This window comes from Pseudonocardia sp. EC080619-01, from assembly GCF_001420995.1.
GTDB lineage: Bacteria > Actinomycetota > Actinomycetes > Mycobacteriales > Pseudonocardiaceae > Pseudonocardia.
Map to the genome: position 1 here is coordinate 4,707,899 of NZ_CP012184.1, position 17,557 is coordinate 4,725,455.

Here is a 17,557-nt window from a genome sequence, read left to right on the forward strand (position 1 = left end):
CGGGCGGTGCGGTCAGGACCCGGCGGGGGCGCCGAGGTCCTCGATCGCGGAGCCGACGTCGACCCGGTTGCGGAGCACGCCGTAGTCGGAGTACCGGTCGGCCACCCCCTGCAGCTCGGCCGTCAGGTCCGGGGTCAGCGGCTCGGTGCTGCGCAGCGCCCGCTGCGCCATCAGGTCCGCGACGGCGGCCGGACGGTCGGTCAGCTTCGCGTAGATCGCCGCGTTCTCCTGCGGGTTCTCCCGGGCCCACTGCAGGGCCCGGGCGTAGCGCTGGGTGAAGTCCGTCAGCGCGGCCCGGGTGCCGGGGTCCTCCAGCGCCTCGGTGTTGGCGTCGAGGAACGTGAGCCCGGTGCCGAGCCCCTTCGCGTCCCGCAGGACGCGGGCGCCGGACTCCTGCTGGGCGACCGCGGTGTACGGGTCCCAGGTGGACCACCCGTCGATCGCGCCGGAGTTCATCGCGGCGGCCGCGTCGACCGGCTGCAGGAACGAGATGTCCACCTGGTCCGCGGGCACCCCGGCCTCCTCGAGGGCGCGCAGCAACAGGTAGTGCCCGATGCTGCCCTGGGTGGTCGGCGAGACCGTCTTCCCGCGCAGGTCGGCGACCGAGCGTACGGGCGAGTCCTTCGGCACGAGCAGCGCCAGGCCGCCCTGGCTGGGCGAGCGGGTCGCCGTGACGATCTTGATCCGGTCGGTGGAGGAGAGCGCGGTCAGCGTGGGTGCGTCGCCGGCGATGCCGACGTCGACCGCCTCGCTGCGCAGCGCCTCGAGCAGCGGGGCGGCGGCCGGGAACTGGGCCCACTCGACCTTGTAGGGGGTGCCTTCGAGCGCGCCGGACGCCTCGACGAGCGCCTGCTGGATCCCGGCCTGGTCACCGACCCGCAGTGTCACCTGCGAGAGGTCGGTGGGACCGTCGTCCGCGGCACCGCCGGAGCAGCCGGCGAGCACCAGGGCGAGCGCGGCGAGCAGGGCGGGGAGGGTGAGGCGGCGGGTCACGGGGTGGTCTCCGGATCGGTGAGGGGGGTGAGCGAGGGAAGGTTCACGACGATCCCCTCCTGGGTGCTGCGCGAGATGACGACGACGGCCGGGTGCTCCGGGTCAGGGTTCTCCTCGCGGTGCGGGACGAAGGGCGGGACGAACACGTGGTCGCCCGGCTCGGTCTGCAGCACGACCTCGCCGGTGCCGTCGTGGAAGACGAACCGCGGCCGTCCGCTGACCACGTAGATCGAGGTCTCCGCCTCGCCGTGGTGGTGGTCGCCGGAGTTCGTGTCCGGGGCGACGTGCGTCTCGCCGGTCCACAGCGTCGACGAGCCGACGGTGCGGCCGCTGACCGCCTCGCGGCGGCTCATCCCGCTGGTCTGGGCGGTGTCGCCGGACAGGTCGGCGCCGCGGACCAGGTGCACCCGGGCGTGGTCGGGCACGGTGGTGCCGAGGTCGGGGTGGAAGGAGTCGGTGCTCATCGGGCGGAACGCTCCAGGTCGGTGAGGGTGCGTGCGGTGAGGAACTCGGCGACCGTGCGCTCCAGGTCGGCCCAGAGCAGCGATGCCGGGCCGGTGCCGCGCAGGACGGCGACCGCGCCCTCGGTCGCGCGCACGACGTCGGCGACGGTGATCTCGCCGGCCCGGCGGGCGAGCCGATAGCCGCCCTCGCAGCCCCGCCTGCTCGTGACGAGCCCGGCGCGGCGCAGCTGCAGCATCACGTTCACCAGCGAGTTCAGCGGGACGCCCCGGGCACGTGACATCGCGTCGCAGGTGACGGTGTCGCCGTCGGCGTCGACCAGCTCGGCGAGCGCGGCCAGCGCGTGGTCGAGCCGGGCCGAGACGGTCAGCGGCGCGGCGCGGCGGGCCCGGGACCCGCCGGACGCCGGTGCGGGCGGTTCGGCGAACCGGGCGCCCTTGGCCAGCCGCTCCAGGAAGAGCACGAGCCGGGCCGCGACGATCCGGTGGAACTGGTCGTTCAGCACGTCGTGCACCCCGTCGGCGACGACGGCGACGTCGTCGGCGGGGCGGGCCAGCTCCCGGATCCCGGCGGCCGGGGTGACCGGGTCGGCGTCGCCGTGCAGCCACAGCACCGGCAGGTCGGGCAGTGCCGCGGCGGGTACCGGCGGCGGGGCCTCGGCGAGCGCGCCCCACCCGAAGTCCGGGTCGGCCTCGAGCACACCGCGGTGCACCGGGCAGGCGGTGCGGGCGTCGAGCTCGCCCTCGTGGTCCAGCGCCGGGGACGTGGCGGTGGGCAGCCCGGCCAGCACCAGACCGTCCGGCCGGACGGTGCCCGACGCGGCGAGCTCCCACGCCCGCAGCGCGCCGGTGTCGGAGCCGAGCAGCACCCGGGCGCCGGTCGCGCCGGCGAGGGCGTCGGCGTCGTCGCCGGCACCCGGACCGGGGACGGCGACGGTCCAGCCGTCGGACGCGAGGCGGCGGCCGAGCCGGGCGTAGATCCCGGGGTGCTCACCGCGCCCGGTCAGGACGGCGACGGTGCCGCGCGAGGTGCCCTCGGGCGCCCACACGGTCGCCGCGGCGGGTGCGGTGCGGCGGGGCGCGGTGGCGGGCCCGCTCACGCCGGGACCCCCTGCACGGCGGCGTCGCGGTCGAGCCCGCGGCGGGACAGCTCGGCACGGACGGCGGGCAGCAGCTCGCGGCCGTAGCGGCGGGTGTCGTCGATCGGGTCGTAGCCGCGGATCAGCAGGGTTGTGACGCCGATGCCGACGTAGTCGGCGAGCGCGGCGGCGACGGTGTCCGGGGTGCCGACCAGCGCCGTCGAGTTGCCCGCGGCGCCGGACGCGGCGGCGGTCGCCGTCCACAGGCAGCGGTCGTGCAGCTCGCCGGCCTCCGCGGCGGCGAGCAGCCGTTGCGAGCCGACGTTGGGCGGCGCACCGGCCTCGCGCATCCGGCTGCCGGTGAAGGAGCCGTGCCCGCCCTTCGCGGCGACGATCCCGTCCCGGACCGCGTGGGCGCGCGCCCACGCCTCCTCCTCGGTGTCGCCGAGGATCGGCCGGAACGACACGCTGATCCGCGGCAGCTCGGTGCGCCCGGCCGCGCGGGCGGCGTCGTGCACGCGGGTGATCTGTTCGGCCGTGCCCGCGAGGGGCTCGCCCCAGAGCGCGAAGACGTCGGCGTGTCGCCCGCCGACCCGGTAGGCGGCGTCGGAGGACCCTCCGAAGTAGAGGGGGATCGGGGCGAGCGGGCGGATCTCCTGCCGCACGCCGGCGGCCCGGTAGTGCTCCCCGGTGTGGTCGAACGCGTCCGACTCGGACCAGGCGCGGCGGAGGACGGACAGGTACTCGTCGGTGCGGGCGTAGCGCTGCTCCTTGTCGAGCCAGTCGCCGTCGCGCCGCTGGTCGGTGTCGCTGCCGCCGGAGATGACGTGCATCGCGACCCGGCCACCGCCCGAGAAGTGGTCGAGGGTGGCGTACTGCCGGGCGGCGAGGGTGGGCGCGGTGAACCCGGGCCGGTGCGCGACGAGGAAGCCGAGCCGGTCGGAGTGGGCGGCGCCGTACGCTGCGACCTGCAGACCGTCCGGTGTGGACGACGAGTGGCCGACCAGCACCTTGTCGAAGCCGCCGTTCTCGTGGGCGGCGACGAACCGGCGGACGGTGTCGCGGTCGACGACCGGCCCTGCGGCGGGGTGGATCTCCGAGACCTCCTGGGTCCCGATCATGCCGATGAACTCGACGGACATGGTGTCCCTCCGGTGGTCAGTGCACGCCCAGGCGGCCGAGCAGGTCGGCGCGCAGGTGCTGGAAGTCGGGGTGGGTGACGTCGCGGGGCCGGTCGAGGTCGACGGGCGCGTCGTGCGCGATCCGCCCGCCGTCCATGACGAGCACGCGGTCGGCGAGCACGAGCGCCTCCTCGACGTCGTGGGTCACCAGCAGCACCGCGCAGCGGTGCCGCTGCCAGACCTCGTCGACGAGGCCGCGGGCGGTGATCCGGGTGAGCGCGTCGAGCGCGGAGAACGGCTCGTCGAGCAGCAGGAGGTCGGGGTCGCGGACCAGGGACCGGGCGAGCGCGGCCCGCTGGGCCTCGCCGCCGGAGAGGACCTTCGGCCAGACGTCGATGCGGTGCCCGAGCCCCACCTCGGTGAGCGCCGCCTCGGCGCGGGACCGGTCCGGGCGTCCGGGCAGGCCCATGACGACGTTGCGCCACACCTTCTTCCACGGCAGCAGCCGCGGGTTCTGGAACCCGACGGCCCGCTTCCGTGCGACGGTGACCTCACCGGTCACGTCGTGGTCGAGGTCGGCGAGGATCCGCAGCAGGGTGGACTTGCCGCAGCCCGAGGCGCCGAGCAGCGCGACGAACTGGCCGGGCGGGATGTCGAGGTCGAGGTCGTCGAGGACCGCCCGGTCGTCGAAACGCCGGGTCAGGCCCCGCACCGAGACGGGGTTCACCGCCCGCTGAACGCCGGTCGCCATGACAGGAGCCCCCTCTCGAGGAGTCGGACGATGCCGTCGCCGACCAGGCCGAGCAGCGCGTAGAGGACCAGGCAGACGACGATGACGTCGGTCTCGAAGAACTCCCGGGCCCGGTTCATCTCGTAGCCGATGCCGGAGGTGGCGTTGATCGTCTCGCCGAACACCAGCGCCAGCCAGGCCGTGCCGAGCGAGTAGCGCAGGCCGACCAGGAACTGTGGCATCGCCGACGGCAGGATCACGTGGCGGACCTGGCCGAACCAGCCGAGCCCGAGGGTCCGGGCGGCCTCGACGAGGGTGGCGTCGACGTTGCGGATGCCGCCGAAGAGGTTCATGTAGAGCGGGAAGGTCACGGCCAGCCCGATCAGCACGATCTTCGGCTCCTCGCCGATGCCGAACCAGATGATCAGCAGCGGGATCAGCCCGATCACCGGGACCGTGCGCAGCATCTGGACGGGTGCGTCGATGACGTCCTCCCCGCGCCGGAAGAGCCCGGACAGCGTCGCGAGGACGACGGCGGTGACCACGCCGATCGCGATCCCGGCGACGACCCGCGCCCCGGACACGACGACGGCGCTCTGCACGGCCCCGTCGGCCCACATCCCGGCCGCGGTCTCCACCACGGTGACGGGTGAGGCGAGCACGTCGCGCGGCAGCAGGCCGGTGCTGGACAGCACCTGCCACAGGGCGACGAGCAGGACCGGGGACGCGGTCTTCACCACCCAGCGCGGCACCCGGGCGGGGCCCCGGGTCTGCCGGGTGCGGAGGGTCTCGACGTCGGGCGGCGCCTGGGCGCGCGCCCGTTCGGACGTGGTCGTCATACAAGCTCCTGGAGAAGGGCGCGCCGGAACCACACCCCCACGAGCCGCGGAGGCGCGATGGCGGGCGCTCACCGGTTGCGTCGCCGCTCGCGCGATCGGGCGAGCGTGGCCGGGTTCCGTGAGCGCCGGGAGGGGTGTGCCGCGGGGCGGCGCGGGGCAGAGGGGTGACGGGCGGGTCGGACTCAGGGCCGACAGAGGGCCGACGCGACGCGGGCGAGGTCGATGTGCTCGCGCGTCGTCAGCAGCAGGGAACCGGTCACGACGTCGACGGTAACCGGCCCGGACCTGAAACCCAACCCTTGGTGTTGGGATTGCCGTCACCTGTTTCGCCTGGTGGGAGCGGGTGCGGAACCCGTCCGGACACGTCGCCCGCTCCCACCGGCGTCAGATCGACAGCGCCAGCCCGCGGGCGCGCAGCACCCGGCGCTCCAGCGGCCGGAACACCAGCAGCTCGACCCCGATCCCGACGATGAGGATCAGGAGGATCGCCGCGAACACCTTCACGATGTCGTTCACGTCGGCGCCGTTCTTGAGGTAGGCGCCGAGGCCCACGCCGAGCGCCGGGCCCGCGGCGATGATCTCCGCCGCCATCAGCGACCGCCAGGAGAACGCCCACCCCTGCTTGCAGCCGGCGAGGTACCCGGGAAGGGCCGCCGGCAGGAGGATGTACCGGGCCATCGCGAACCCGGTCGCGCCGAGCACCTGCCCGGCCCGCGGCAGGATCGGCGGGACCTGGTCGATCCCGGCCACCAGGCCGTTCGCGATCGAGGGCACCGACCCGAGCAGCACCACGAAGAAGATCGTGGCGTCGGTCAGCCCGAACCACAGCACCGCGGCCGGCACCCAGGCCACCGACGGCAGCGACTGCAGCCCGGTGAGCAGCGGTCCGATGGCGGCCCGCACCAGCGGCACCTTCGCCACCAGCAGGCCGATCGGGGTGGCGATCACCAGGGCGAGCAGGAAACCGAGCACCGCCCTGCTGATCGAGGTCCACACGTAGCCCCAGATCTCGCCGCCGGCGACGATCCGGCCGAACTCGGCGCCGACGTCGCCCGGGGCGGGCAACCTGTACTCGGGCAGCACCGCCGAGGCCCACACGGTCTGCCAGACCACGACGATCGCCACCAGCGCGACGATCGGCGGCAGCCAGCCCCGCAGGAACCGCTGCCACCACGGGGTGGTGCGGACGACCGGGATGTCCAGGGCGTCCAGCCCCGCGACGGCGGCGGCGGAGTCCCGGTCGTGCTCGGCGACGCCGACGCCCCGGCCCTGCTCGTCACGCGGCATGGCTGGTGATCACCTGCCGGAGCCGTCCGGTGATGTCGTCGTGCAGCTGTGCCTGCTGCTCGGCGTCGTGCCCGCCCGCGGGGACCGTCCACTCGCGCACGACGGTTCCCGGCCGGGACGACAGCAGCACCACCCGCTCGGCCAGCCGGACGGCCTCGCGGACGTCGTGGGTCACGAACACCACGGTCGTGCCGGTCGCCCGCCACACCCGCAGCAGCTCGCCCTGCAGGACGTCGCGGGTGATCGCGTCGAGCGCGGCGAACGGCTCGTCCATCAGCAGCAGGCCGGGTGCCCCGGCGTCCTCCGAGGCGCCGAGACCGGTGGCCGCGGCGAGCGCCCGGGCCAGCGAGACGCGCTGCCGCATGCCGCCGGACAGCTCGTGCGGACGCCTGCCGCCCATGCCGTCGAGCCGGACCAGGGCGAGCAGCTCCTCGGCGCGGTCGCGGCGGGCGGACCGGCCGTGCCCGGCGAGCTTGAGCGGCAGCTCGACGTTCCGCAGCGCGGTCAGCCACGGCATGAGCGCGGCCTCCTGGAACATGAACGACGGCCGGGCCGCCCCCACCTCGACCGAGCCGACGGTGGCCCCGTCGAGCCCGGCGAGCAGGTTGAGCAGCGTCGACTTGCCGCATCCGGACGCGCCGAGCAGGCAGACGAACTCGCCGTCGGCGACCCGGAGGTCGATCCCGTTCAGCGCGGTCACCGCCTCCGGGCCGGTGCCGAACGTCTTGCCGACGCCGGTCAGCTCGACCGCGGTGCTCCGCGTCCGGTGCCGGTGGCCTGCGATGGTCGTGACATCGACGGGCACGGTCATGGTTCCCCTCGTCGGTGGTGGTCGGTCGGGTCAGTTCGCGGCGGCCAGCCCGGCCGGGTCGACGGCGGGTTCGCCGACCGACTGCCGGACGGTGTCGACCGCGGCCGGTGCCAGGAGCCCGGTCAGGTCGGGCTCGGAGTCCGCGATGCCCGCGGTGACCGAGTCCTTCGCCAGCTGCGGGAAGGTCGACGCGAGCGGGTCGGAGTCGAACGACAGCTCGGTGAAGGCGCGGTCGAGCACCGGCGCGGGGAGCGCGCTGCCGGTGATCTTCTCGATCGCGCCGTTGGTGATGGTCCTGGCCTGGTCGGGCTGGTCGCGGACGAATTCGATGGCCCTCTGCTCACCGCGCAGGATCGCCTCGACGGTCTGCGGGTGCTCCTGCAGGAACTGGGTCCGGACGATGATCACGGTCGTCGGGAACTTCCCGTCCGGCCACAGGCTCTTCTCGTCCAGCAGGACCTTCGCGCCCGCGTCGACCAGCCGGGAGCTCCACGGCTCGGGCAGCCAGCCACCGGCGACCTTGCCCTGCTTGAACAGGTCGAGGGTCTGCGGGTTCTCGATGTTCTGCACGGTCACGGCGTCCGGGCCCTCGCCGATCGGGAGACCGTTCTCCTTCAGCCAGGTCTTCAGCGCGATGTCCTGGGTGTTGCCCAGCTGCGGCGTCGCGATGACCTTGCCCTTGAGCCGCTCGGGCGAGGTGATGTCCGGTGAGGTCACGAGCTGCGCGCCGGCGGAGGTGGACCCGGCGACGAGGCGCACGGCCTCCCCGTTCGACTTCGTGAACGCGTTGATCGCCGGGCCGGAGCCGATGAACGCGACGTCGATCGAGCCACCGAGGAGTGCGTTGACCTGGTCGGGACCGGCGTTGAACGTCTGCGGGGTGAGCGTCGTGTTCCCGAGCTCCGCGGTGAACAGGCCCTGCTCCACCCCGATCAGGGCGGGCGCGTGGGTGATGTTCGGGAAGTACCCGAGGCGGACCTCGGCGGCGGGGGAGGTCTCGGCCGGTGCGGCCGACGAGCCCTCGTCGGCGCGCGAGCAGCCGGCCAGCACGCCGAGCGTGGTGAGCAGAGTGAGCAGGACGGCGGCGGTGCGCACCCGGGAGCCGGGGTGCAGGACGTGCGGGGACATCGCGGACTGGGGTCCTTCCGTGGTGGTGACCCGCGCGCCGGGCGCGGGTCGCCGGCCGGCCGGGAGCACGGCGTGCCGGGGAGGCGGGTCGTGGGACGGGGTGGCGGCGGGCCGGGGGAGAGGTCCCGGCGGGCGGCCTGCCCCCCGGTCGCCGCGCGGGAGCGCGGGAGCCGACCGGTGGCGGGTCCGAGGAGGTGGGCGCCGGCTCAGCGGTGGGCGCGTGCCGCGCCGGGACAGAGCTCGCTGTAGGCGGGCGCGCGCCGGCTCGGCCAGAACTCCTCGAGCCCGGTCGGGAGGACGGGGACGGCCCGGCGCACGCGGGTGGCGGGACTCGTCGTGGGCGCGTCCGCGGCCCGGGGCGGACGTGGCCCGGGACGCGAAGGCCGTCCCTGGCACGTCGTCACCCGATCAGGGTGCGGGGTGGTCGGGTCTCCGGACAACCCACCGTCCACCGGGCAGGAAACCGGGAACGGTGTCCGGACATCCTCGGCTCCCCGGGCCCGGTGTTTCCGCCGGTCGGGACGATGCGAGCGGCGCGGATCACTCGCCGGGCGCGCGGGTTGACACGGTCGTGCCCACGCTCCCTACAGTCAGGGGGCACACCATCCGGAGCGGCCGAGAGACCCGGCTCGACGACGCCGCAGCAACCCCCCGCAGCACGCGGGTGAGGGTGCTCCCGCCGGGACGCGATGGAGGAACCATGCGGTCGACGGCGGAGCGGGCCCGCTCGACGCACCACCCGCGCTACCGGCGCCACGTGGACCTCCTGCGCGTGACCAGCGCGGCCTGTCCGGCCTGACCGCTCCACGACCGCCCGTCCGGTCGTCTTCCGCGTGGCAGGCCCTCCCGCCGCCGCGCGCCCCCGCCACGTCACGCGTCCCGCGTGAAGGAAGCGATGCCCTCATGTCCACATCGGACAACCCTGCACGCCCGCTGCACCTCGCGGCGGCCCTCGACGGTGCCGGCTGGCACCCCGCCGCCTGGCGCGAGCCGGGCGCCCGGCCCGGTGAGCTGTTCACCGCCCGCTACTGGGCGGACCTCGCCCGCACCGCCGAGCGCGGGCTGCTCGATCTCGTCACCCTCGAGGACGCGTTCGGCCTGCAGTCCGGTGACCACCTCGCCGGTGCGGAGCGCCGCACCGACCGGGTACAGGGCCGGCTCGACGCGTCGCTGGTGGCGTCCTTCCTGGCGCCGCTGACGTCGTCGATCGGGCTGGTGCCGACGGTCACGACCACGCACACCGAGCCGTTCCACGTCGCCTCCGCGCTGTCCACGCTGGACCACGACTCGCACGGGCGGGCCGGGTGGCGGGTACAGACCTCGGTCCGCGCCGACGAGGCCGCGCACGTCGGGCGGCGGGCGATCCCGGGCGTCCGGCGCTCGGAGCTCGACACCCCGGAGGCACGCGCGCTCGTCGCCGAGCTGTTCTCCGAGGCCGCCGACGCCGTCGAGGTCGTCCGCAGGCTGTGGGACTCCTGGGAGGACGACGCCGAGATCCGCGACGCGCTGACCGGCCGGTTCGTCGACCGCGCGAAGCTGCACCGGATCGACTTCGCCGGGGAGCACTTCCGCGTCGCCGGGCCGTCGATCGTGCCGCGACCGCCGCAGGGGCAGCCGCTGGTCGTGTCGCTGGCCCACGGCTACGAGCCGTCCCTGCTCGCGGCCAGGGCCGGCGACGTGGTGTTCACGACCCCGCACGACGCCGACGACACCGCCCGGGTCGTCGACCGGGTCCGCACCGCCGAGCGCGCCGCCGGCCGCACGGCGCCACCGCTGCGGATCCTCGGCGACCTCGTCGTCGTCCTCGGTGACAGCGAGGCCCACGCCCGGGACCGGCTGGCCCGGCTCGACGCCCGCGACCCGCTCTCGAGCGACGCCGCGGTCCTCGCCACGACCCCCGCCGGGCTCGCCGACGTCCTGCTGGACTGGCGGGAGGCCGGGCTCGACGGCTACCGGCTGCGGCCCGCCGTCCTGCCCGACGACCTCGACGCGATCGTCGACGGCCTGGTGCCCGAGCTGCAGCGCCGTGGCGCGTTCCGCACCGCCTACGCCGAGCGGACCCTGCGCGAGCGGTTCGGGCTGCCCCGCCCGGCCAGCCGCTACGCCGCCGGCGCCGATCCCACCACCGTCCCGACCCCCGCCGGAGCGACCGCATGAGCAGGACCGACCGCAAGCAGATCGTGCTGGGCGCCTACTTCCCGGGCGTCAACCACGACACCGTCTGGAGCGACCCGGCCTCCGGCAGCCACATCGCCTGGGAGTCGTTCGAGCACTGGGCCCGCACCGCGGAGCGCGGGAAGCTCGACCTGCTGTTCCTCGCCGAGGGACTCCGGCTGCGCACCCGCGGCGGGGAGATCTTCGACCAGGACGTCGTCGGCCGTCCCGACACCTTCGGCGTGCTCGCCTCGATCGCCGCGGTCACCGAGCACATCGGGCTCGCCGGGACGATCAACTCCACCTTCAACGAGCCGTACGAGCTGGTCCGCAAGTTCGCGACGCTCGACCTGCTCTCGGGTGGCCGCGCCGCCTGGAACGTCGTCACCAGTTCCGACGCGCCCACCGGCGAGAACTTCCGCCGCGGCGCGTACCTCGGCCACCACCAGCGCTACGAACGGGGGGGGGGAGACCCTGACGGCGGTCCGTGCGCTGTGGGACTCGTGGGGCTCCGGCGCCGTCGTGGCCGACCCGGCGTCCGGGCGGTTCCTGCGCGACGGGCAGGTCGGCGACTTCGCGGTCGCCGGGAACCAGTTCGACGTCGCCGGGCGGTTCACCACCCCGCGCAGCCCGCAGGGGCACCCGGTGGTCCTGCAGGCCGGCGAGTCCCCCGCGGGCCGCGACTTCGCCGCCGCCAACGCGGACGCGATCTTCTCCCGCTACCAGAGGTTCGACGAGGCCCGCGCGTTCTACGACGACGTGAAGGCCCGGGTGCGCAAGGCCGGCCGCGACCCCGGCGAGGTGCGGATCCTGCCCAGCGCCGGCGTCGTCCTCGGCGACACCGGGGCCGAGGCCCGCGAGCGCCACGCGCACATCCACGACCAGCAGGTCGACCCGTGGACGTCGATCGTGCTCGCCGAGATGGTGTGGAACCGCGACCTGTCGGCGTTCGACCCCGACGGCCCGCTGCCCGACGTCGACCCCACGCCCGAGGCCCCGACGTGGATCGAGGGGCGTGCCCCGCTGACCCAGGACGCCCACGCCACCGTCCGGGCCTGGCGCGAGCTCGCCGACGCCCACGGCTGGTCGCTGCGCGAGGTCGTCAAGCACGTGTTCGACCGGGCCGTGTTCGTCGGGACCCCGGAGCACGTCGCCGACGAGATCGACCGCTACGTCCAGGCCGACGCCAGCGACGGGTTCATCCTCGGCTCGCACGTCAGCCCGTCCGGGCTCGACGAGATCGTCGACCGGGTCGTCCCGATCCTGCAGGAGCGGGGTGTGTTCCGCACCGGGTACGACGGCGGGACCCTGCGGGAGAACCTCGGCCTGGCCCCGCCGTCGCGGTTCGGCGAGCGACGCTCCCCGGCGGTGGCGTCATGAGGCTCCTCCGGTTCCCCGCGGCGCTGCGCCGCGGCCCGCTGTGCGACCTGCCCGCCGGGCGGTCGGCGGTGCTGCTCGCCGCCACCGCGCTCACGCTCACGGCCTGCGGGTCGGGTGCCGGTGCCGGCGGGGCAGGCGCCGACGCCGGCCCGCCCCGGCCGGGTGGCTCCCTGGTGTTCGCGGTGTCGTCGGACCAGGGCTGCGCCGACCCGCAGCAGGTGCAGAGCAACGACTCGATCTACGCCCTGCGCCAGGTCGTCGACTCGCTCACCGACCAGGACCCGGAGACGGGTGCGGTCGTCCCCTGGCTGGCGACGCGCTGGTCGTCGAACGCCGACGCGACGGCGTGGACGTTCACCCTCCGCCCGGGCGCGACGTTCTCCGACGGTGCCCCGGTCGACGCGGCCGCGGTGAAGGCGAACTTCGACCGGGTGCCGGAGCTCGGCGCCCGCGGCAGCCTGCCCAAGGGATATCTCGCCGGGTACACCGGGACCGACGTCACGAGCCCGACCGAGTTCACCGTGCGGTTCTCCGAGCCCAACGTCCAGTTCCTGCAGGGCACCTCAACGCACAGCCTCGGCCTGCTGTCCCCGGCCGACGCCGCCCGGTCCGACGACGACCGGTGCGCCGGCGTCGTCGGGTCCGGGCCCTTCACCCTCGAGCGCTACGCGAAGGACGACGTCACCGTGCTCGCGAAGCGGGCGGGCTACGACTGGGGCTCGTCGCTGTTCGGCCACCCCGGCGAGGCCTTCCTCGACCGGGCCGAGTTCCGTGTCGTCCCGGAGTCCGGGGTGCGGGCGGGCAGCGTCCAGTCCGGTGAGGTCGACGCGATCGCCAGCGTCGGGCAGCAGGACGAGGCCCCGCTGACCGCGGCCGGCGTGCAGCTCCCGGCCCGGCCGAACCCCGGCCTGCCGTTCGGCATCACGTTCAACCAGGCCACCCCGCTGGGTGCCGATCCGGCGGTCCGCGAGGCGTTGTCGCGGGGCATCGACCGCGACGAGGTCGTCGCCGCCGTCTACCCGGGCCGGACCCGTGCGGCGACGAGCGCGCTGTCGTCGACAACGCCGTCCTACGCCGACCTGTCGGCACTCGTCGGGTACGACCCGGCCGCGGCGACGGCCGCGCTGGACCGTGCGGGGTGGGTGCCCGGTCCGGACGGCATCCGGGCGAAGGGGGCGCAGAAGCTCACCGTGCCGCTGACGTTCGCGCAGAACATCGGGACCACGAAGCCCGCACTCGAGCTGATCCAGCAGCAGCTGCGCCGGATCGGGGTCGACCTCCAGCTGCGCGAGGTCCAGATCGCCGAGACCCAGGCCGTCCTCGACGGCGGTGACTTCGTCGCCGCCTGGGGCAACCTGACCCGGGCCGACCCGGACATCCTGCGCTCGACGTACGGGACCGAGGGGGCGAACCGCTACCGGCTCCCGGCCGGGCCGCTGCAGGCCCCGCTCGTGGAGCAGGCCTCCACCGTGGACCCCGTGCGGCGCGCGGACCTGGCCGGGCAGGCACAGCGGCTGCTCGCCGAGCGCTTCGACACTGCGCCGGTCGTCGAGCTCACCACGGTGCTCGGCGTCGGTCCGGACGCGCACGGCGTCACCTTCGACGCCTCCTCGCGGATCCAGCTGCACGACGCCTGGAAGTCCGACGCGCGATGACCCGCCGGCGTGACGTGATCGTTCCCTCGGAGGCGGTGTGAGTACCGCGTACCTGCTTCGCCGGCTCGGGCTCGCCGCCGTCGTCCTCTGGGCCGCGTGGACGGTGTCGTTCGTCGTGCTCTACCTGCTGCCCGGCGACCCGGTCGCGACGATGGCCGGGGCGTCCGACGGGGAGCCGCCCACGCCGGCGGAGCTCGACGCGCTGCGTGCCCGCTACGGCCTGGACCAGCCGCCGGCGGTCCAGTACGTCACCAGGCTGTGGGCCGCGCTGCAGGGTGACCTCGGCACGTCGTTCGCGACCGGGCAGGACGTCCGGTCCGCGGTCGCCGACGCGCTGCCGCCGACGCTGCAGATGGCCGGGGTGGGCCTGCTCGTCGCCGTCGCCGGCGGGACCGCGGTCGCGGTCGCCGCGACCTGGACCCGGTCCGGGCGGCTGCGGCAGCTGCTGTGGTCGCTGCCGTCGCTGGCGGTGTCGATGCCGGTGTTCTGGGTCGGGCTGATGCTGGTGCAGCTGTTCTCGTTCCGGCTCGGCTGGCTCCCGTCGGTCGGCGACCGCGGGCCCGGGTCGCTGGTGCTGCCGGCGATCACGCTCGGGCTGCCGACCGGTGCCCTGATCGCACAGGTGCTGGCGAAGAGCCTCGAACGGTCGCTGGAGGCTCCGTTCGTGACGACCGCCCGCGCCAAGGGCATCGGAGAGGCGGCGGTGCACCTGCGGCACGCGCTGGGCAACGCGGCGATCCCCGCCCTGACGGTGCTGGGCTACGTCGTCGGGAACCTGCTCGCCGGGTCGGTGGTCGTCGAGACCGTCTTCACCCGGCCCGGCCTCGGCCGGCTCACCGTCGCCTCGGTGGGTGCGCAGGACATCCCGGTCGTGCAGGGCGTGGTGCTGTTCGCGGCGCTCGCGTTCGTCGTCGTGAACCTGCTCGTGGACCTCGCGTACCCGCTGCTCGACCCGCGCATCGCCACCACCACCGTCGCCGCCGGAGGGACCCGATGACGCTCCTGGACCGCGCCACCCCCGATCTCGCGACCGGTACCGGCTCCACCGGTCGCGTGGAGCCGCGCCGGGCCGGGCGGCGTGGTGGTGCGCCGGCCCGGCTCGGCCGGTTCCTCCGTGGCAGGCCCGGCCTGGTCGCGGCCGTCGCCGTCGTGCTGCTGGTGCTCGTCGCCGCGTTCGTGCCGTCGGTGCTCGCGCCCGGTGACCCCGCGATCGGCGACACCGCGCAGCGGATGCTGCCCCCGGGGCCGGGCCACTGGTTCGGCACCGATCATCTCGGCCGCGACATCTGGACCCGGGTGGTGCACGGCGCGTCGCTGTCGCTGCAGGCCACGGTGATCGCGGTGGCCGTCGCGCTCGTCGTCGGCGGCGCGATCGGGCTGCTCGCCGGCTTCGCCGGCGGCTGGGTCGACGAGATCCTCATGCGCGGTGTCGACGTGCTGCTCGCGATCCCGGCGATCCTGCTGTCGCTGGCGCTGATCACCGCACTCGGGTTCGGCACCGTCAAGGTAGCGATCGCGGTCGGGGTGGCGAGCATCGCGAGCTTCGCCCGGGTGATGCGGGCGGAGACGTTGCGGGTGCGTCGCTCGCTCTACGTCGAGGCGGCCCGCGCGGTCGGGACCCGCTGGTACACCTCGCTGCTGCGGCACGTCCTGCCGAACGCCGCCGGACCGGTCGCGGTACTCGCCGTGCTCGAGTTCGGGCTCGCGATCCTGGCCGTCTCGGCGCTGTCGTTCCTCGGCTACGGCGCCCCGCCACCTGCCTCCGAGTGGGGATCGCTCGTCGCCGACGGCCGCAACTACCTGGCGACAGCCTGGTGGATCTGCGCGATGCCCGGCCTCGTCGTCGCGGCCACCGTGCTGTCGGTCAACCGGATCTCCCGCGCGCTGGACGGCGAGTGGGGGCGGTCGCGGTGAGCGCGTTGCTGCAGGTCCGCGGCCTGGAGGTGACCTACCGCGGCAGCGCGGGCCCGGTGCACGCCGTGCGCGGGATCGACCTGGACGTCGGGCCCGGGGAGGTCGTCGCCGTCGTCGGGGAGTCCGGGTCGGGCAAGTCCACGCTCGCCCAGGCCGTGATCGGGCTGCTCCCGGAGGCCGGCGCCGTCACCGCGGGCACCGTCACCCTCGACGGCCGGGAGCTGACCGGGCTCCCGGAGAAGCGGTACCGCACCGTCCGCGGTGCCGGGATCGGGCTCGTCCCGCAGGACCCGGGCGTCGCGCTCAACCCGGTGCAGAGGGTGGGCGCGCAGGTCGCCGAGGTGCTGCGCGCGCACGGGCTCGCGGACCGGCGGTCGGCACCCGCGCGCGCCGTGGAGCTGCTGGAGCAGGCCGGGCTGCCGGACCCCGGGACCCGGGCCGGGCAGTACCCGCACGAGCTGTCGGGCGGGATGCGGCAGCGGGTGCTGATCGCGATCGCGATCGCCGCCGGACCGTCCCTGGTGATCGCGGACGAGCCGACCAGCGCACTCGACGCCACCGTCGCCCGGCGGATCCTCGACCACCTGGACACGCTGCGCCGCGACCTCGGGACCGCGCTGCTGCTGATCACGCACGACCTGGCCGTCGCCGCCGACCGGGCCGATCGGATCGTCGTCATGCGGGAGGGGCGGGTCGTGGAGCAGGGCGTGCCGTCCGCACTGCTCGCCGATGCGGCCGATCCCTACACCCGGGAGCTGCTGGCCGCCGCGCCCGGCCTGGCTGTGACCGCCCCGCCCGCCCCGGCACCCGTCGCAGCGGGTGCGGCGCCGGTCGCCGAGGTGCGCGACCTGGTGAAGGAGTTCCCGCTGCCGCGGCGGCGGGGGGAGTGGCGGCGCCGCACCCACCGGGCGGTCGACGGCGTGTCCTTCACCGTCGCGCGCGGCGAGACCCTCGCCCTGGTGGGCGAGTCCGGCTCCGGGAAGTCGACGACGGCGCGGCTGCTGCTGCGCATGGAGGACCCCACCTCGGGTCGGGTCCTGATCGGCGGCGACGACGTCACCACCGTCCGCGGCGGGGAGTGGCGGGCGCTGCGTCGGCGGGCCCAGCTGATCTACCAGAACCCGTACGCGTCGCTGGACCCGCGCTTCGCGGTGCGCGAGACCGTCACCGAGCCGCTGCGTGCGTTCGGCGTGGGCACCGCCGCCGAGCAGGACGCGCGGGCCGCCGAGCTCGTCGGCCGGGTGGCCCTGCCCGCCGGCGTGCTCGACCGGCGTCCCGCGGAGCTCTCCGGCGGGCAGCGGCAGCGGGTCGCGATCGCCAGGGCGCTGGCGCTGTCCCCGGACCTCGTCGTCTGCGACGAGCCGGTGTCCGCGCTCGACGTGTCGGTCCAGGCCCAGGTGCTGGAGCTGCTCGCCGAGCTGCAGGAACGCGACGGGCTCGCCTACCTCTTCATCTCGCACGACCTCGCCGTGGTCCGGCGGGTGGCGCACCGCACCGGCGTCCTGCGGGACGGCCGGCTGCGTGAGCTGCGGCCCACCGCCGAGCTGTTCGACGACCCGCGGGACGACCACACCCGGGAGCTTCTCGCTGCGATCGCCGGTAGACGGGCGGGGGTGGTGACTTGACCCGCACCGTCCTGTCCCGGCGGCGAGTCATCGACTACGTGCGGGTGTGCACCACGCGCTGTCCGCCGAGGTGATCGACCCGATCCCCGAGGCACCCTGAGACCACAGGAGACAGACACGATGAGTGCACCGACCCTGCCCCCGCCGGGGGCGACGACCGATCCCGGGACCCGGCTGCTCGACAGCCTGGAGGCCCTCGTCCGGCGGCACCGCGCGCTGCGCACCGCAGGCCCCGACGGGGTCTCCGACCGCGCCGACGTGCTGCACGCCGAGCTGATCACCGCCGAGGTCGCGCAGCAGCTGGCGGTGGCGCGCAACGCGCTGCGCCGCCGTCCCCGGACGGCCTGATCCCGCACACCGGACGGCCCGGCCCCGCACGC

Annotated in this window: 17 protein-coding genes and 1 pseudogene; 8 read left to right on the forward strand and 10 right to left on the reverse strand. The window is 75.1% G+C overall.

Annotation, left to right across the window (positions count from 1 at the left end; translation table 11 throughout):
• Positions 1-12: 12 nt before the first annotated feature.
• From AD017_RS22105 to AD017_RS22145, 10 genes are all read right to left on the reverse strand, one after another.
• A complete protein-coding gene (locus tag AD017_RS22105; protein WP_060575396.1) occupies positions 13-993 on the reverse strand; it encodes an ABC transporter substrate-binding protein in 981 nt (326 codons plus the stop codon).
• The gene (locus AD017_RS22110; RefSeq protein ID WP_060575398.1) at positions 990-1,457 is read right to left on the reverse strand and encodes a cupin domain-containing protein; all 468 of its coding nucleotides are present in this window, start codon (positions 1,455-1,457) and stop codon (positions 990-992) included. The genes AD017_RS22105 and AD017_RS22110 overlap by 4 nt, the downstream gene beginning before the upstream one ends.
• Positions 1,454-2,554: an Rrf2 family transcriptional regulator gene (locus tag AD017_RS22115; RefSeq protein ID WP_060575399.1), complete on the reverse strand. Its 1,101-nt coding sequence runs from the start codon at positions 2,552-2,554 to the stop codon at positions 1,454-1,456. Before AD017_RS22115 ends, AD017_RS22110 begins: the two co-directional genes overlap by 4 nt.
• Entirely contained in the window at positions 2,551-3,675 is a 1,125-nt protein-coding gene (locus AD017_RS22120) for an LLM class flavin-dependent oxidoreductase (RefSeq protein WP_060575401.1), read from the reverse strand. The genes AD017_RS22115 and AD017_RS22120 overlap by 4 nt, the downstream gene beginning before the upstream one ends.
• Before the next feature lie 16 nt (positions 3,676-3,691).
• Entirely contained in the window at positions 3,692-4,405 is a 714-nt protein-coding gene (locus tag AD017_RS22125; protein WP_010232030.1) for an ABC transporter ATP-binding protein, read from the reverse strand.
• Positions 4,378-5,223, reverse strand: coding sequence for an ABC transporter permease (locus AD017_RS22130; RefSeq protein WP_010232032.1), 846 nt, complete (start codon positions 5,221-5,223; stop codon positions 4,378-4,380). The genes AD017_RS22125 and AD017_RS22130 overlap by 28 nt, the downstream gene beginning before the upstream one ends.
• 182 nt (positions 5,224-5,405) lie before the next feature.
• Positions 5,406-5,483, reverse strand: coding sequence for a putative leader peptide (locus tag AD017_RS37505; RefSeq protein WP_369821698.1), 78 nt, complete (start codon positions 5,481-5,483; stop codon positions 5,406-5,408).
• A gap of 124 nt (positions 5,484-5,607) precedes the next feature.
• Positions 5,608-6,510, reverse strand: a complete 903-nt coding sequence (locus tag AD017_RS22135) for an ABC transporter permease (protein ID WP_060575403.1) — start codon at positions 6,508-6,510, stop codon at positions 5,608-5,610.
• The gene (locus AD017_RS22140; protein WP_060575404.1) at positions 6,500-7,321 is read right to left on the reverse strand and encodes an ABC transporter ATP-binding protein; all 822 of its coding nucleotides are present in this window, start codon (positions 7,319-7,321) and stop codon (positions 6,500-6,502) included. The genes AD017_RS22135 and AD017_RS22140 overlap by 11 nt, the downstream gene beginning before the upstream one ends.
• 30 nt (positions 7,322-7,351) lie before the next feature.
• Entirely contained in the window at positions 7,352-8,449 is a 1,098-nt protein-coding gene (locus AD017_RS22145) for an ABC transporter substrate-binding protein (protein WP_082398863.1), read from the reverse strand.
• A gap of 700 nt (positions 8,450-9,149) precedes the next feature.
• Here AD017_RS22145 and AD017_RS37510 point away from each other — a divergent pair.
• The 8 genes and pseudogenes from AD017_RS37510 (at position 9,150) to AD017_RS22180 (ending at position 17,525) form a co-directional block, all read left to right on the forward strand.
• Positions 9,150-9,248, forward strand: coding sequence for a putative leader peptide (locus tag AD017_RS37510; RefSeq protein WP_349675477.1), 99 nt, complete (start codon positions 9,150-9,152; stop codon positions 9,246-9,248).
• 104 nt (positions 9,249-9,352) lie between these two features.
• A complete protein-coding gene (locus AD017_RS22150; protein ID WP_060575405.1) occupies positions 9,353-10,606 on the forward strand; it encodes an LLM class flavin-dependent oxidoreductase in 1,254 nt (417 codons plus the stop codon).
• Positions 10,603-11,983 (forward strand): annotated as a pseudogene (locus AD017_RS22155) (NtaA/DmoA family FMN-dependent monooxygenase). Before AD017_RS22150 ends, AD017_RS22155 begins: the two are co-directional and overlap by 4 nt.
• Positions 11,980-13,638, forward strand: coding sequence for an ABC transporter substrate-binding protein (locus tag AD017_RS22160; RefSeq protein WP_082538281.1), 1,659 nt, complete (start codon positions 11,980-11,982; stop codon positions 13,636-13,638). Before AD017_RS22155 ends, AD017_RS22160 begins: the two are co-directional and overlap by 4 nt.
• 37 nt (positions 13,639-13,675) lie before the next feature.
• Positions 13,676-14,635, forward strand: coding sequence for an ABC transporter permease (locus AD017_RS22165; protein WP_060575406.1), 960 nt, complete (start codon positions 13,676-13,678; stop codon positions 14,633-14,635).
• Entirely contained in the window at positions 14,632-15,552 is a 921-nt protein-coding gene (locus tag AD017_RS22170) for an ABC transporter permease (protein ID WP_082398864.1), read from the forward strand. Before AD017_RS22165 ends, AD017_RS22170 begins: the two co-directional genes overlap by 4 nt.
• Positions 15,549-17,177 (forward strand): ABC transporter ATP-binding protein, encoded by a 1,629-nt coding sequence (locus tag AD017_RS22175; RefSeq protein WP_202968895.1) that lies wholly within the window; start codon positions 15,549-15,551, stop codon positions 17,175-17,177. The genes AD017_RS22170 and AD017_RS22175 overlap by 4 nt, the downstream gene beginning before the upstream one ends.
• 120 nt (positions 17,178-17,297) lie before the next feature.
• Complete coding sequence (locus AD017_RS22180) at positions 17,298-17,525, forward strand: hypothetical protein (protein ID WP_010232034.1); 228 nt, start codon at positions 17,298-17,300, stop codon at positions 17,523-17,525.
• Positions 17,526-17,557: the final 32 nt, after the last annotated feature.

Excerpts from the sequence above, each read along its gene's own strand:
- AD017_RS22135 (WP_060575403.1), bottom strand. The coding sequence starts at position 6,510 with ATGCCGCGTGACGAGCAGGGCCGGGGCGTCGGCGTCGCCGAGCACGAC.
- AD017_RS22145 (WP_082398863.1), bottom strand. The coding sequence starts at position 8,449 with ATGTCCCCGCACGTCCTGCACCCCGGCTCCCGGGTGCGCACCGCCGCC.
- AD017_RS22170 (WP_082398864.1), top strand. The coding sequence starts at position 14,632 with ATGACGCTCCTGGACCGCGCCACCCCCGATCTCGCGACCGGTACCGGC.
- AD017_RS22140 (WP_060575404.1), bottom strand. The coding sequence starts at position 7,321 with ATGACCGTGCCCGTCGATGTCACGACCATCGCAGGCCACCGGCACCGG.
- AD017_RS22120 (WP_060575401.1), bottom strand. The coding sequence starts at position 3,675 with ATGTCCGTCGAGTTCATCGGCATGATCGGGACCCAGGAGGTCTCGGAG.
- AD017_RS22160 (WP_082538281.1), top strand. The coding sequence starts at position 11,980 with ATGAGGCTCCTCCGGTTCCCCGCGGCGCTGCGCCGCGGCCCGCTGTGC.
- AD017_RS22150 (WP_060575405.1), top strand. The coding sequence starts at position 9,353 with ATGTCCACATCGGACAACCCTGCACGCCCGCTGCACCTCGCGGCGGCC.
- AD017_RS22125 (WP_010232030.1), bottom strand. The coding sequence starts at position 4,405 with ATGGCGACCGGCGTTCAGCGGGCGGTGAACCCCGTCTCGGTGCGGGGC.
- AD017_RS22110 (WP_060575398.1), bottom strand. The coding sequence starts at position 1,457 with ATGAGCACCGACTCCTTCCACCCCGACCTCGGCACCACCGTGCCCGAC.
- AD017_RS37510 (WP_349675477.1), top strand. The coding sequence starts at position 9,150 with ATGCGGTCGACGGCGGAGCGGGCCCGCTCGACGCACCACCCGCGCTAC.
- AD017_RS22130 (WP_010232032.1), bottom strand. The coding sequence starts at position 5,223 with ATGACGACCACGTCCGAACGGGCGCGCGCCCAGGCGCCGCCCGACGTC.
- AD017_RS22180 (WP_010232034.1), top strand. The coding sequence starts at position 17,298 with ATGAGTGCACCGACCCTGCCCCCGCCGGGGGCGACGACCGATCCCGGG.